Below are 13,109 nucleotides of genomic sequence, written 5' to 3'. Positions count from 1 at the left end.
TATGGATGAAACAAGAGAATTTCTTAAGTCAATCGGATTGCCCCGTGGAGATGCTTACGATTTACCCACATCTGAGAAGCGATTCAATGACGGTGGACAATACCGGTTTGAGGTTCCGGGCATACAGGGGCCAAAGGTAATGAAAGCTTTGCTGGAGGCGGTAGACGGATATGGGCTGTACCTGCATCGTGTAACCCAGACCCAGGGAATTATGTGTTTGACGGATGATGAAATATCGAAAATGGCAGAGCTGGCACATCAATGGCAAACGGATTTGATTCTTGCCATTGGACCAAGGGCCACAACGGACACATCAGCTTCGGTACATACGGAGGAAGGCGTACGCATGGGATATCGGCTGCGCGGTGAAGAACAGATTGTAAGGGCGATTGAAGATGTCAAGCGGGCTGCCAGGCTTGGCTGCCGTGGGTTTCTTGTCTATGATGAGGGCTGCCTATGGGTATTGGATCAAATGAGAAGCGCAGGAGAAATCCCGGCAGACTGCCACTTTAAAGTGTCTGCACATGCTGGTCATGGCAATCCCGCTTCTGCAAAACTTTTGGAAAATATAGGGGCTGACTCTGTAAATCCGGTTCGTGACATTCAGCTTCAGATGTTGGCGGCCATGCGCCAGGCGGTGGAGTGTCCGCTTGATATCCATACAGAGAATCCGAAGTCTACTGGCGGTTTTATTCGTCATTATGAAGTGCCGGAAATGATTCGTATTGCGGCTCCGCTTTATCTTAAGACGGGTGGTTCTGTTGCGGCTACCCATAGTTGGGACAGCACGGAAGAAGATGCACGTAAGCGGGCAAAACAGTGTTTGCTTGTGAAGCGGATGATTGAGACATACTATCCTGAGGCTGTATGGTCTCCTAAGGGCAGTCTGAGTGAACAGAAAGGAAAGTAAGAAGATTATGAGACACCATTTATATAATCCTGATTTTAAATTTATTGTTGAACCAGAGGAGTTTAACAAATATACTGACCGTGAAATACTCCAATATTGTCTTGGGGCAACCATGTATATGCCTGGAACAAAAGATTTTACTCCCAAGATTTTGTCAGGGGCGATGCCGGGGCTTACGACGATTGTTCTTTGTTTTGAGGATGCATGCCCAGAAGAACAGGTCCCGCAAGCGGAAGAAAACGTCCATAAGTTGTTAGACGCGGTGACAAACGCGGTGGAGGAGGGTGCTTTGTCGGCAGACAGGGTTCCCTTAATTTTTGTCCGGATTAGGAATCTTGCGCAGTTTAAGCATTTTGGGGAAGCGTTGACCTTACATCAGGCAAAGTCTCTGTGTGGGATTAATTTTCCAAAATTTAATGCAGAAAATGGATATGAGTATTTTGCATATCTGGCTGATTTGAATGAGCGTTTTGGTGAAATTTTATATGGGATGCCGATTATAGAAGACCCGGAAGCCGCATACAAAGAGACCCGAATGCAGGAGCTTGTTGGTATTAAGAAAATACTGGATAAGTATCACGAGCTTGTATTGCAGGTGAGGGTAGGAGGAACGGATTTTTCGTCTGTGTTTGGAGTACGCCGAGGCGTGGACTATTCAATCTATGATATTATGACGGTTCGTGAGTGCTTGGCAGATATTGTAAATGTATGTGGAAGAAATAATGATTATGTGATTTCTGGTCCTGTCTGGGAGTATTTTCGCGCCCCGAAGGAATTGATGTTTGAAGAATTGCCAAAGCATGGTTTGGAAGATTATTTGATGAAGCGGCTGCCTATTGTTAATAATGAGATTGACGGGCTTTTACGCGAAGTAATTTTGGATAAGGCAAATGGATTCGTTGGACGTACGGTGATCCATCCAACCCATGTGAAGTTTGTTAATGCCTTGATGGCGGTGACAAAGGAAGAATATGAAGACGCAAGCATGATTCTTGGTCATAAGGAAGGCGGAGTTGTAAAGGGAACTGGTGCGAACAAAATGAATGAGGTTAAGCCCCATACGAATTGGGCAAACAAGGTTATAAATCGTGCAAGAGCATTTGGGGTTATCGAAAATGAGGGAGCTTATGTGAAGCTCTTTGCTGTTAATGAATAGAAGAAAAGTTTGGAGTGGTTTATGGGAAGTGAATTATACACACCCGTCTCAGATGAAGATATTGAAAGGCTGAGAGTTGGGGATAGGGTATATATTTCAGGATATATCTTATGCGGCCGGGATGCTGTGCTGCCGAAAGTAGTGAAAATGCTTGGTGATGGAAGAATCAAAGAACTGGGAATCAGCCTGCAGGGGCAGGTTGTTTTTCACACCGCATTAAGTCCGGCAGGGGTTGGCCCTACGTCAAGCAATAAGCTAGAGATTGAAAATAGTATAGAGCCATTATCATATGCAGGTGTAAAGATACATCTTGGTAAAGGTAAACTGCATAAAGAAACGATAGAGGCTCTGGATCAGTGTCATGCGGTGTATGCGGTCATACCGCCGATTACGGCTTTGCTTGGAGAAAAGACATCTGAGGAAAAGGTTATTGCTTTTCCTAAGCTTGGTATGGAAGCATTACATATGATTAAGGTCTGCAAGTATCCGGCAATTATAGGGGCGGCGCATGGGAGGAGTATCTATGAGTAATTTTGATTATAAAAGGACGGTCAACAGGGTTTCGGATACTCTTGTGAATGCCGGTTCAATTTTTTCGGAAGATAAGAAGGAAGCATTCACAAGGGCAATCGCATCGGAAGATAATAAAAATGCCAAATGGGTGCTTGAAAATATATTGGAGAATGCAATGGCAGCCGAAAAAAATCATAGCCCTCTTTGTGATGATACAGGGATTCCCCATCTTGTTTTAGAAGTTGGTTTAGATGCCAATGTGTCAGGTAGAATGCTTGATGCGATCAGAGAAGGTGTTGCAGAAGGATTGCGGAAGCTGCCGGGACGTCCAATGGGGATTATGGGAGATGACAGCCATAGAATTAATCAGAGTGGCGGCTTGGATTTAGATAGTGCGGGCGTTGAGGCCGCGCCGATACTAATCCGTAGATGTGAGGAAAATATTGTCCGTTTACATATTTTAATGTTGGGCGGTGGGCCGGCGATTAGGGCAAAGACATATAGAATCTTCCATAAGCACGATACAAAAGTTGTGTTGGACGAAATTGTAAAGTGGGGAATCGAAGGTGTTGCACAGTTAGGTTGTTCGCCGTGTACGTTGTCTGTCGGAATAGGGAGAAGCCATTTTGAAGCAACAGCTTTGATGATGCAGGCACAGGTAGATGGAAGATATCATACTCAGAGCGAGATGGAGCAGGAGATTACCAAACGGGTAAATGAGAGCGATATTGGTCCTCTCGGATTACACGGTAAAACGAGTGTGCTTGCTACATTTATGAGAGTTGGGCCACAGAGAGCCAGCGGTGTGAGGATTGTCAGCGTGCGTCCTTGTTGTTGTTTTGAGCCAAGGCTTGCTACTGTTGATTTAGGATGAGTGAGAACTTAGACGGAAAAATACGATTAATAAGGGATGGAATGGTAAATGAAAAAGTGTACCATTCCATCCTTTTACTTTTTACTTAACACTAAGTACATTCTATCACTTCCACCCTGCACTCATGCTTTTTACTCCTTCTATCATACCCAATCCCCACGGCAAGCTGTCTTCCCGTATAGCTTAAAGGTTCTCCAGGTTTGGGAGAGAATGCGAGAACATATTTTTTTTCTTTAATCTGCTGTATCGCATGTTCGGCCGTATCGTCTGCTTTTAATTCAAGAATGATACAGTCGTCATTCTGATCTGTCATCGGATAGAATATAAAATCCACATAACCAATCCCGCCCTTATCTTCCCGCACCAGACGATAAGAATCCCGTGCAGCGAGGTATCAGTATATAGCAATCTGATTGGGAATACAACCAAAAGCCTCTGAATTAATTGTAATCTAACGGTTGTACTAACTGCAAAAAGAGAATATAATATGTCTGAAAGTTATGGAGGAAAGGATTATAAACAGAACATGTTGAATAAAAATGTAGATTTAAACGGAAAGACCATATTAATTACCGGCGCAGCCGGATTTATCGGGGCAAACTTAAGCCGTGTCCTGCTTACCATGTTTGAAGATATCAAAATTATAGGAGTTGACAACCTGAACGACTACTACGATGTATCTTTGAAAGAATACCGTCTGGAACAGATTCGGCAGGAAAAAAAAGGCGCATCGTCTGAATTTATTTTTCAGAAGGGCAGCCTTGCGGATAAAGTTTTTATTGACCAGATTTTTTCAGAATATCAGCCTGAAGTCGTGGTCAATCTGGCAGCTCAGGCAGGAGTGCGATACAGTATTACCAATCCGGATGTTTACCTGGAGTCCAATGTAATCGGCTTCTACAACATTTTGGAGGCATGCCGCCACAGTTACGATGATGGGAAAAAAGGCGTCGAGCATTTGGTATATGCCAGTTCTTCTTCTGTCTATGGCAGTAACAAGAAGATTCCCTATTCTACGGAGGACAAGGTGGACAACCCTGTTTCCTTGTATGCGGCAACGAAGAAATCAAACGAATTATTTGCACATGCATATTCAAAATTATATGATATCCCATCCACTGGCTTACGTTTCTTTACGGTATACGGACCAGCAGGGCGTCCGGATATGGCGTACTTTGGATTCACGGATAAACTGGTGAAGAATGAGACGATTAAGATTTTCAATTACGGGAATTGCAAGCGCGATTTTACCTATATCGACGATATTGTAAAGGGTATTGTTGAAGTGATGCAGCGTAGTCCCCTTTCCAATGAAGACGGCGTCAGATATAAGGTATATAACATTGGTAATAATAAACCAGAGAATCTGCTGGATTTTGTGGAGATTTTGCAGGAGGAGTTGAAAGCTGCGAAGGTGCTGCCACAGGATTATGATTTTGAACAGCATAAGGAGCTTGTGGGTATGCAGCCTGGGGATGTAGAGGTGACTTATGCGGATGTGGAGGAATTAGAGAAGGACTTTGGATTTAAGCCGTCAACCAGCTTGCGGGACGGATTGAGGCAGTTCGCACAGTGGTATAGAAACTATCAGGCTTGATAATCCCAGGCGGAGGTGAAAGCTTTATGGGGGTTTATCTTAATCCAGGGAACAGCGGATTTACCGGAATACTGAATGATCATTATATCGACAAGACGGGTCTGATTGCTTTGATTAATGATACCATTGAGACTCCAAGAAGGCTGACCTGTATCAGCAGACCACGAAGATTTGGAAAATCATTTGCAGCTCAGATGTTATGCGCATATTATGATAAGACCTGTGATTCATCACATCTCTTTGAGGGAAAAGACATCAGCAAGGATGAAGATTACTTGAGGTACCTCAACAAGTATGATGTGATATATGTTGATATGACTTATATAAAGCCCTTTACCAATCATTATAGGATGTTTGTTGATTATTTAAGCGGAAAGATTACAGAAGAATTAATGAGAGCGTATCCAGAATTGTCCGTAAGCAATGAACTGCCGGAGACGATGATTCATGCAGTTGAACTGACTGGAAATAAGTTTATTATGATTATTGATGAGTGGGATGCGCCGATCCGTGAAAATCCGTCGGTTCAGCAAGAATATCTGGAATTCCTCCGTACCATGTTTAAAAGCAGCGGAACAACGGCGAAGATATTTGCGGCGGCATATATGACAGGAATTCTTCCGATTAAGAAGGATGGAAAGCAGTCTGCCATATCTGATTTTAAAGAGTACACGATGGTCAAGCCACGGAAATTTGGCAGTTATGTCGGATTCACAGAAAAAGAAGTGAGAGGGCTGTGCGCTGAGTACGGAGTCGATTTTCAGAGGATGAAACAGTGGTATGACGGATATCATTTTAAAGGCGTGGGTTCTGTCTACAACCCAAACTCAGTTAAGCAGGCTGTTGATAATCTTGATTTTGATTCTTATTGGACGGAGACGTCAGCGGCGGAGAGTCTGCTCTCATATATCAGTATGAATCATGTGGGGCTTGTAAAGACCATCGCTGAGCTGATTGGCGGTGTGGAGGTAGGAGTAAATGTGAATGGCTTTGCAAATGATCTTGTAACGTTTAAGGGAAGGGATGATGTGCTGACGCTTTTGGTTCATTTGGGATATTTGGCATATGATGAGAGTAAAAAGACTGTGCGAATTCCCAATGAAGAAATTCGGATGGAATTTTCAAAGGCGGTCAGGGAGGCCCATCATACAGAAACCATGAAGCGGGTAGCGGAAAGCGACCGGCTTCTCTACGATACTGTTCACATGAACGAGGAGGCTGTTGCGGCTCAGATTGAAAAGATACATTCTGAGGAGACGACGCCTTTGCACTACAATAAAGAGGATAGCCTTCGCAGCGTGATTAAACTTGCATACTACACATATAAGGAGAATTATCTGCAATGGGAGGAATTACCCGCCGGAGAGGGATTTGCGGATATTATCTATTTGCCGAAGCATGATTCCGGTTTTCCTGCGCTTGTCATAGAGCTGAAATGGAATCAATCAGCCCAGGGTGCAATCGAACAGATAAAGAAGAAGCAGTATCCAAAAGCTATTGAGAATTATGGCGGGGATATATTGTTAGTCGGAGTGAATTATAATAAGGAAACATCTGTGGGGGAAAGAAAGCATACCTGTATCATTGAAAAATATGTAAAAGAGTAAAAAATGTTCTGAAAATATTTTTGAAAACACGCGAGTGTACAAAATAATATTTTCAGAACATTTTTACTTTAGCATTTGAGGGTCATTCGGTCCATGTTGAGCTTTAGTCCTATGTTTGGCGCCGTTGAGTTGTAGGCGATATTAACAATTATAGCATCATATAAGAGAGCCGGTTTCGATGTAGTCATACCGTCCGTCTGCGACGAGATATTTGTTTGCTGAGCGTGCCCTTGGAAATAACTGTACTTCGTCAAAGATAATCGGGGTTTCCCTCTCGTATAGCCTGACATTGTAGAAGCTCGCCAGATACATGAAGAACATATCCAGGTTATCCAAATAGTTATGGAACAAATCGGTAGCCTCCTTTCTTCCATTTTAACAGTTCTGTATAAATCTTTCTTTTCATTAAAATTCACCTCCGTATGTATGTCAGAAATCATTAAAATTAAGCGATTTCACGTTTTCAAGTATTTGTATGTATCAAATTTACACGTAATCAAGATTTTTGTATGAGGGGATTTAACACGTAATCAATAATTTTGAACCTTAAAATTTAACACATATTCAATAATTTTCTTGATTAGTATATGCATATATACAATTTCATATTTATCTCTGGATAGTCAATAAAGGGGAAGCAGGGTAATTTATCTGAATTAGATGTGTCGTAATGCCACGTCCTTTTTCTTCTTATATAATCATTAGAAAAAAGAAAGAAAGAAGGACTACAAATGAGAAAAAATCAGAAATTGGAAACAATCGTACCACAGTGGTTGGAGAATTCTAAGATGCGTGTGAAGGAGTCTACATATGTAAAATATGTAAACCTGACGTCAAATCACATTCTGCCTTTGCTTGGCGATATTGAGGCAGAGTGTCTGACGACAGACACGATTGAGCAATTTGTGCAGGGCAGATTGAATTCCGGTAATAAGCAGGGCAAAGGTCTGGCTGAGAAGACAGTAAAAGATTTGCTTCTTGTGTTGAAGGATATCTGCCGTTATGCTGCGCTGAGCGATATTGATATTCCATGCCGCTTTGAGTTGATTCGCATCAGGGGAAATGACAGCGAAATCCAGGTTTTGGACAAGCATACGCAGCTTCGATTGGAACGTTTTTTAATGAGAGACGTTTATAACCTGAAAAAGACGGGAATCCTGTTAAGCCTTTGTATGGGACTTAGGCTTGGGGAAATATGTGCGCTTAGAAAAGGCCAGATATTATATAAGGATGGAATCCTGCAGGTAAGGTCAACTATGCAGCGGATTCAAAATTTTAATGACGAGGTAGATTGGAAGGGAAGGGAGAACAGAAAGACAAGGGTTATCATTACATCTCCTAAGAGTGCTTGTTCTGTACGGGATATTCCAATGCCGGAATTTATGGTGGAACGTTTAATGAGGCTTAAGACTTCGGACGACAATGTATTTGTGCTGACGGGCACTTCTAAGAAGTTTGTAGAGCCAAGGACTTTCGAGAACGTTTTCAAGCGTTATTTGATGGAGTGTAATATGGATATTGTAAATTTTCATGCTTTGCGCCATACATTTGCAACACGGTGTATAGAGAAAGGGTTTGATGTTAAAACTCTGAGTGAGATTTTGGGACATGCAAACGTAAATATTACTCTGAATCGCTATGTACATTCTTCCATGGAGCAGAAACGTAAATGGATGAGTGAGATGACTCTTGGGGTAATGTATTAAGTTACCTATAAATATGAAGCATTTTAGATACAAAATTAGATGTAAAAAAGCGGAAAAACCCTTGACAATAGGTATTATTCGTAATAAACTAATTCAGCGGGTGAAATATTTGCCCGCTGATTGGCAACAGAATGCAACTTATTATAATCGTAGGAGGTGAAAGAGAATGCCAACATTTAACCAGTTAGTAAAAAAAGGTCGTCAGACATCTGTAAAGAAGTCCACAGCACCAGCGCTTCAGAAAGGGTATAACTCTTTAAGGAAGAGAAGTACGGATGCGTCCGCTCCTCAAAAGAGAGGTGTTTGTACTGCAGTTAAGACTGCTACACCTAAGAAGCCTAACTCAGCGCTTCGTAAGATTGCCAGAGTACGTCTGTCTAACGGTATCGAGGTGACAAGCTATATCCCAGGAGAAGGTCATAACCTTCAGGAGCATAGTGTTGTTCTGATTCGTGGCGGAAGGGTAAAAGACCTTCCAGGTACAAGATACCATATCGTTAGAGGAACACTTGATACAGCAGGTGTTGCAAAGAGAAGGCAGGCACGTTCTAAGTACGGCGCCAAGAGGCCGAAAGACGCTAAAAAGTAATGCCTGAACACTTGGCGAGGTATTGTCGAGCCTAGTGTGAAGGTAGTTCTTCGGAGCAAAGCGAGGAAGAACTTCATTAAAAGTAAGTAGTCACAAACAGAACTATGATTAAGTAAGTTGCAAGGATATAGATTGCACTACACAGTATCATTAGAAAGACACATGTGAGTACCGATGAATTAATCAGTGCAGTTAATATAATGCACAATTATGTTTAAGGAGGGAAGGACCGTGCCACGTAAAGGACATACCCAGAAAAGAGATGTATTAGCAGATCCGTTGTACAACAACAAAGTGGTTACAAAGCTGATTAACAACATCATGTTAGACGGCAAGAAGGGTGTAGCACAGAAGATTGTATACGGAGCGTTTGACAGAGTTGCAGCAAAATCCGATAAGCCGGCAATCGAAGTATTTGAAGAAGCGATGAGCAACATCATGCCAGTACTTGAGGTTAAGGCAAGACGTATCGGTGGAGCAACTTACCAGGTGCCGATCGAAGTAAGAGCTGACAGAAGACAGGCTTTAGCGCTTCGCTGGCTGACATTGTATTCACGCAAGAGAGGCGAGAAGACGATGGAGGAGAGATTGGCGAATGAGATTCTTGATGCATCCAACAACACAGGTGCGTCTGTGAAGAAGAAAGAAGACATGCACAAGATGGCTGAAGCAAATAAGGCATTTGCACACTACAGATTCTAGGAGGCAGCAATGGCAGGAAGAGAATACCCGTTAGAGAGAACTAGAAATATCGGTATTATGGCGCATATTGATGCTGGAAAGACAACAACAACAGAGCGTATTTTGTATTATACCGGTGTTAATCACAAGATTGGTGATACTCACGAAGGTACTGCTACAATGGACTGGATGGCTCAGGAGCAGGAGAGAGGTATCACGATTACTTCCGCTGCTACAACATGTCACTGGACACTGCAGGAGAACTGCAAGCCAAAAGAGGGCGAATTAGAGCATCGTATCAATATTATTGATACTCCGGGACACGTTGACTTTACAGTAGAAGTAGAGCGTTCGCTCCGTGTACTTGACGGCGCAGTAGGTGTATTTTGTGCTAAGGGTGGAGTTGAACCGCAGTCAGAAAACGTATGGCGTCAGGCAGACACATACAATGTACCGAGAATGGCATTTATTAACAAGATGGATATCTTGGGAGCTAATTTCTATGGTGCAGTAGACCAGATTAAGACCAGATTAGGAAAGAATGCAATCTGCATCCAGCTTCCAATCGGAAAAGAAGATGAATTTAAGGGAATTATCGACCTCTTTGAAATGAAGGCTTATATCTATAATGATAATAAGGGTGATGATATTTCAATCGTCGATATTCCGGAAGATATGGCAGATGATGCGGAGCTTTATCGTTCAGAGCTGGTTGAGAAGATTTGTGAATTAGATGATGATTTAATGATGGCTTATCTGGAAGGCGAAGAACCATCTGTTGATGAATTAAAGGCAGTTTTAAGAAAAGCTACCTGCGAGTGTACGGCAGTTCCGGTATGTTGTGGAACAGCTTACAGAAATAAAGGAGTTCAGAAGCTTCTGGATGCAGTTGTTGAGTTTATGCCTTCTCCGCTTGACATCCCGCCGATTCAGGGCGTTGATGCAGACGGAAATGATACGGTTAGACATTCTTCTGATGAAGAACCGTTTTCAGCGCTTGCATTTAAGATTATGACAGACCCGTTTGTGGGTAAGCTGGCATATTTTAGAGTATATTCTGGTACGATGAACTCCGGTTCCTATGTACTGAACGCAACAAAGGGCAAAAAAGAGCGTGTTGGACGTATCCTTCAGATGCATGCCAACAAGAGAGAGGAACTGAGCAAGGTATATTCCGGTGACATTGCAGCAGCAATCGGATTCAAGTTTACGACTACAGGTGATACCATCTGTGACGAGCAGCATCCGGTAATCTTAGAGTCTATGGAATTCCCAGAGCCGGTTATCGAGCTTGCGATTGAGCCGAAGACAAAGGCTTCTCAGGGCAAACTTGGAGAGTCTCTTGCGAAGCTTGCAGAGGAAGACCCGACATTCCGTGCTCATACGGATCAGGAGACAGGTCAGACGATTATCGCCGGAATGGGTGAGCTCCATTTGGAAATCATCGTTGACAGACTTCTCCGTGAGTTTAAGGTAGAGGCGAATGTAGGTGCACCTCAGGTTGCTTACAAAGAAGCATTTACCAAGGCTGTGGATGTAGACAGCAAGTATGCAAAGCAGTCTGGTGGACGTGGACAGTACGGACATTGTAAGGTTAAGTTTGAGCCAATGGATATCAATGGTGAGGAGACCTTTAAGTTCGAGTCTACAGTAGTCGGCGGTGCGATTCCAAAGGAATACATTCCTAAGATTGGGGAAGGTATTGAGGAAGCTATGCAGTCCGGTATCCTTGGAGGATTTCCGGTTGTGGGCGTTAAGGCAAATGTATACGACGGTTCTTACCATGAAGTCGATTCAAGTGAAATGGCATTCCACATTGCCGGTTCACTGGCGTTCAAGGATGCTATGAAGAAGGCGTCACCGGTATTGTGCGAGCCTATCATGAAGGTAGAAGTAACGATGCCGGAGGAGTATATGGGAGACGTTATTGGTGATATCAACTCACGCCGCGGAAGAATCGAAGGTATGGACGACCTTGGCGGCGGTAAGATTGTTCGCGGATACGTTCCGTTGTCTGAGATGTTCGGATACTCTACAGACCTTCGTTCACGGACGCAGGGACGTGGAAACTATTCCATGTTCTTTGAAAAATATGAGCAGGTACCGAAATCTGTACAGGAAAAGGTATTATCGAACAAAAATGATTAATTAAATAGTAAAAAGGCTTGAAAAACTGCATGATTTGAAATATAATCAATGTTAGCTGAATAAACGTAAATATTTAAACACACCGTATTTTAAGGAGGATTATTCAAAATGGCAAAGGCTAAATTTGAAAGAACAAAACCACATTGCAATATTGGTACAATCGGTCACGTTGACCATGGTAAGACAACTCTGACAGCGGCTATTACCAAGACTCTTTCAGAGAGAGTTGAAGGAAATGCAGCAGTAGATTTCGAGAACATTGACAAGGCTCCAGAAGAGAGAGAGCGTGGTATCACAATTTCTACAGCTCACGTTGAGTATGAGACAGAGAAGCGTCACTATGCACACGTAGACTGCCCAGGACATGCTGACTACGTTAAGAACATGATTACTGGTGCTGCTCAGATGGACGGCGCTATCCTTGTAGTTGCTGCTACTGACGGTGTTATGGCTCAGACAAGAGAGCATATCCTTCTTTCTCGTCAGGTAGGTGTTCCGTATATCGTTGTATTCATGAACAAGTGTGACATGGTTGACGATGAGGAGCTTCTTGAGCTGGTTGAGATGGAGATCCGCGAGCTGTTAGACGAGTATGAGTTCCCAGGAGATGACACTCCGATTATTCAGGGTTCTGCTCTTAAGGCTCTTGAGGATCCGTCAGGCGAGTGGGGCGACAAGGTTATGGAGCTTATGGCAGCAGTTGACAGCTATATTCCAGATCCGCAGCGTGCAACAGATCAGCCATTCCTGATGCCTGTAGAGGACGTATTCTCTATCACAGGTCGTGGAACAGTTGCTACTGGTAGAGTAGAGCGTGGTGTTCTTCATGTTTCTGACGAAGTTGAGATCGTTGGTATCCATGAGGAGACAAGAAAGACTGTTGTAACAGGTGTTGAGATGTTCCGTAAGCTGCTTGACGAGGCTCAGGCTGGTGATAACATCGGCGCTCTTCTGCGTGGTGTTCAGAGAACAGAGATTGAAAGAGGACAGGTTCTTGTTAAACCAGGTTCTGTAACATGCCACAAGAAATTTACAGCTCAGGTTTACGTACTGACTAAGGATGAAGGTGGACGTCATACACCATTCTTTAACAACTACAGACCGCAGTTCTATTTCAGAACAACAGACGTTACAGGTGTCTGCAATCTGCCGGATGGTGTAGAGATGTGTATGCCTGGCGATAACGTAGAGATGTCTATCGAGCTGATTCACCCAGTTGCTATGGAGCAGGGTCTTCGGTTCGCTATCCGTGAGGGTGGACGTACAGTAGGTTCTGGTAGAGTAGCTACTATCGTTGAGTAATCATAGTATAGAATCAAATAACAAAA

The 13,109-nt window shown here is 43.1% G+C and carries 11 protein-coding genes and 2 pseudogenes; 11 read left to right on the top strand and 2 right to left on the bottom strand.

The annotated features are described in order from the left end of the window. Position 1: 1 nt before the first annotated feature. The 4 genes from GN277_RS26095 to GN277_RS26080 are packed head-to-tail and all read left to right on the top strand — an operon-like array spanning position 2 to position 3,453. On the top strand, positions 2 to 910 hold the full coding sequence (locus tag GN277_RS26095; protein WP_204162799.1) for a peptidase: 909 nt from the start codon (positions 2 to 4) through the stop codon (positions 908 to 910). A gap of 7 nt (positions 911 to 917) precedes the next feature. Continuing rightward, positions 918 to 2,066: an HpcH/HpaI aldolase/citrate lyase family protein gene (locus GN277_RS26090; protein ID WP_159755629.1), complete on the top strand. Its 1,149-nt coding sequence runs from the start codon at positions 918 to 920 to the stop codon at positions 2,064 to 2,066. Between the two features lie 21 nt (positions 2,067 to 2,087). Further along, positions 2,088 to 2,597, top strand: a complete 510-nt coding sequence (locus GN277_RS26085; protein WP_159755626.1) for a fumarate hydratase C-terminal domain-containing protein — start codon at positions 2,088 to 2,090, stop codon at positions 2,595 to 2,597. Next, positions 2,590 to 3,453 carry a fumarate hydratase gene (locus GN277_RS26080; RefSeq protein ID WP_159755623.1) on the top strand — a complete coding sequence of 288 codons (864 nt, stop codon included), beginning with the start codon at positions 2,590 to 2,592 and terminating at the stop codon, positions 3,451 to 3,453. Before GN277_RS26085 ends, GN277_RS26080 begins: the two co-directional genes overlap by 8 nt. Before the next feature lie 91 nt (positions 3,454 to 3,544). Here GN277_RS26080 and GN277_RS26075 read toward each other — a convergent pair. After that, positions 3,545 to 3,826 (bottom strand): annotated as a pseudogene (locus tag GN277_RS26075) (PD-(D/E)XK nuclease domain-containing protein); the annotation flags it as partial. A 153-nt stretch (positions 3,827 to 3,979) separates the two neighbouring features. Between GN277_RS26075 and GN277_RS26070 the strand changes: the two are divergent. Both GN277_RS26070 and GN277_RS26065 read left to right on the top strand, forming a co-directional pair. Then, positions 3,980 to 5,050: a GDP-mannose 4,6-dehydratase gene (locus GN277_RS26070; protein ID WP_159757214.1), complete on the top strand. Its 1,071-nt coding sequence runs from the start codon at positions 3,980 to 3,982 to the stop codon at positions 5,048 to 5,050. A 26-nt stretch (positions 5,051 to 5,076) separates the two neighbouring features. After that, positions 5,077 to 6,657, top strand: a complete 1,581-nt coding sequence (locus tag GN277_RS26065; protein ID WP_159755620.1) for an AAA family ATPase — start codon at positions 5,077 to 5,079, stop codon at positions 6,655 to 6,657. 159 nt (positions 6,658 to 6,816) lie between these two features. Here the strand turns inward: GN277_RS26065 and GN277_RS26060 are convergent. Beyond that, a pseudogene (locus tag GN277_RS26060) lies at positions 6,817 to 7,023 on the bottom strand (AAA family ATPase); the annotation flags it as partial. A gap of 365 nt (positions 7,024 to 7,388) precedes the next feature. On the opposite strand from GN277_RS26060, the gene GN277_RS26055 reads away from it, so the two are divergent. The 5 genes from GN277_RS26055 to tuf all read left to right on the top strand — a co-directional run bounded on the left by GN277_RS26055 (position 7,389) and on the right by tuf (position 13,083). Next, the gene (locus GN277_RS26055; RefSeq protein WP_159755617.1) at positions 7,389 to 8,363 is read left to right on the top strand and encodes a tyrosine-type recombinase/integrase; all 975 of its coding nucleotides are present in this window, start codon (positions 7,389 to 7,391) and stop codon (positions 8,361 to 8,363) included. A gap of 166 nt (positions 8,364 to 8,529) precedes the next feature. Beyond that, positions 8,530 to 8,952 (top strand): 30S ribosomal protein S12, encoded by a 423-nt coding sequence (gene rpsL, locus GN277_RS26050; RefSeq protein WP_159755614.1) that lies wholly within the window; start codon positions 8,530 to 8,532, stop codon positions 8,950 to 8,952. Between the two features lie 231 nt (positions 8,953 to 9,183). Further along, the gene (rpsG, locus tag GN277_RS26045) at positions 9,184 to 9,654 is read left to right on the top strand and encodes a 30S ribosomal protein S7 (RefSeq protein WP_207105499.1); all 471 of its coding nucleotides are present in this window, start codon (positions 9,184 to 9,186) and stop codon (positions 9,652 to 9,654) included. A 9-nt stretch (positions 9,655 to 9,663) separates the two neighbouring features. Further along, the gene (gene fusA, locus GN277_RS26040; protein WP_159755608.1) at positions 9,664 to 11,781 is read left to right on the top strand and encodes an elongation factor G; all 2,118 of its coding nucleotides are present in this window, start codon (positions 9,664 to 9,666) and stop codon (positions 11,779 to 11,781) included. A 108-nt stretch (positions 11,782 to 11,889) separates the two neighbouring features. Next, positions 11,890 to 13,083, top strand: coding sequence for an elongation factor Tu (gene tuf, locus GN277_RS26035; protein ID WP_159755605.1), 1,194 nt, complete (start codon positions 11,890 to 11,892; stop codon positions 13,081 to 13,083). Positions 13,084 to 13,109: the final 26 nt, after the last annotated feature.

The sequence above is a fragment of the Sporofaciens musculi genome (genome assembly GCF_009830285.1).
Taxonomy (GTDB): Bacteria; Bacillota; Clostridia; order Lachnospirales; family Lachnospiraceae; genus Sporofaciens; species Sporofaciens musculi.
Note: the sequence above shows the minus strand (reverse complement) of the source record. Positions and strands in the feature narration are given on the sequence as shown.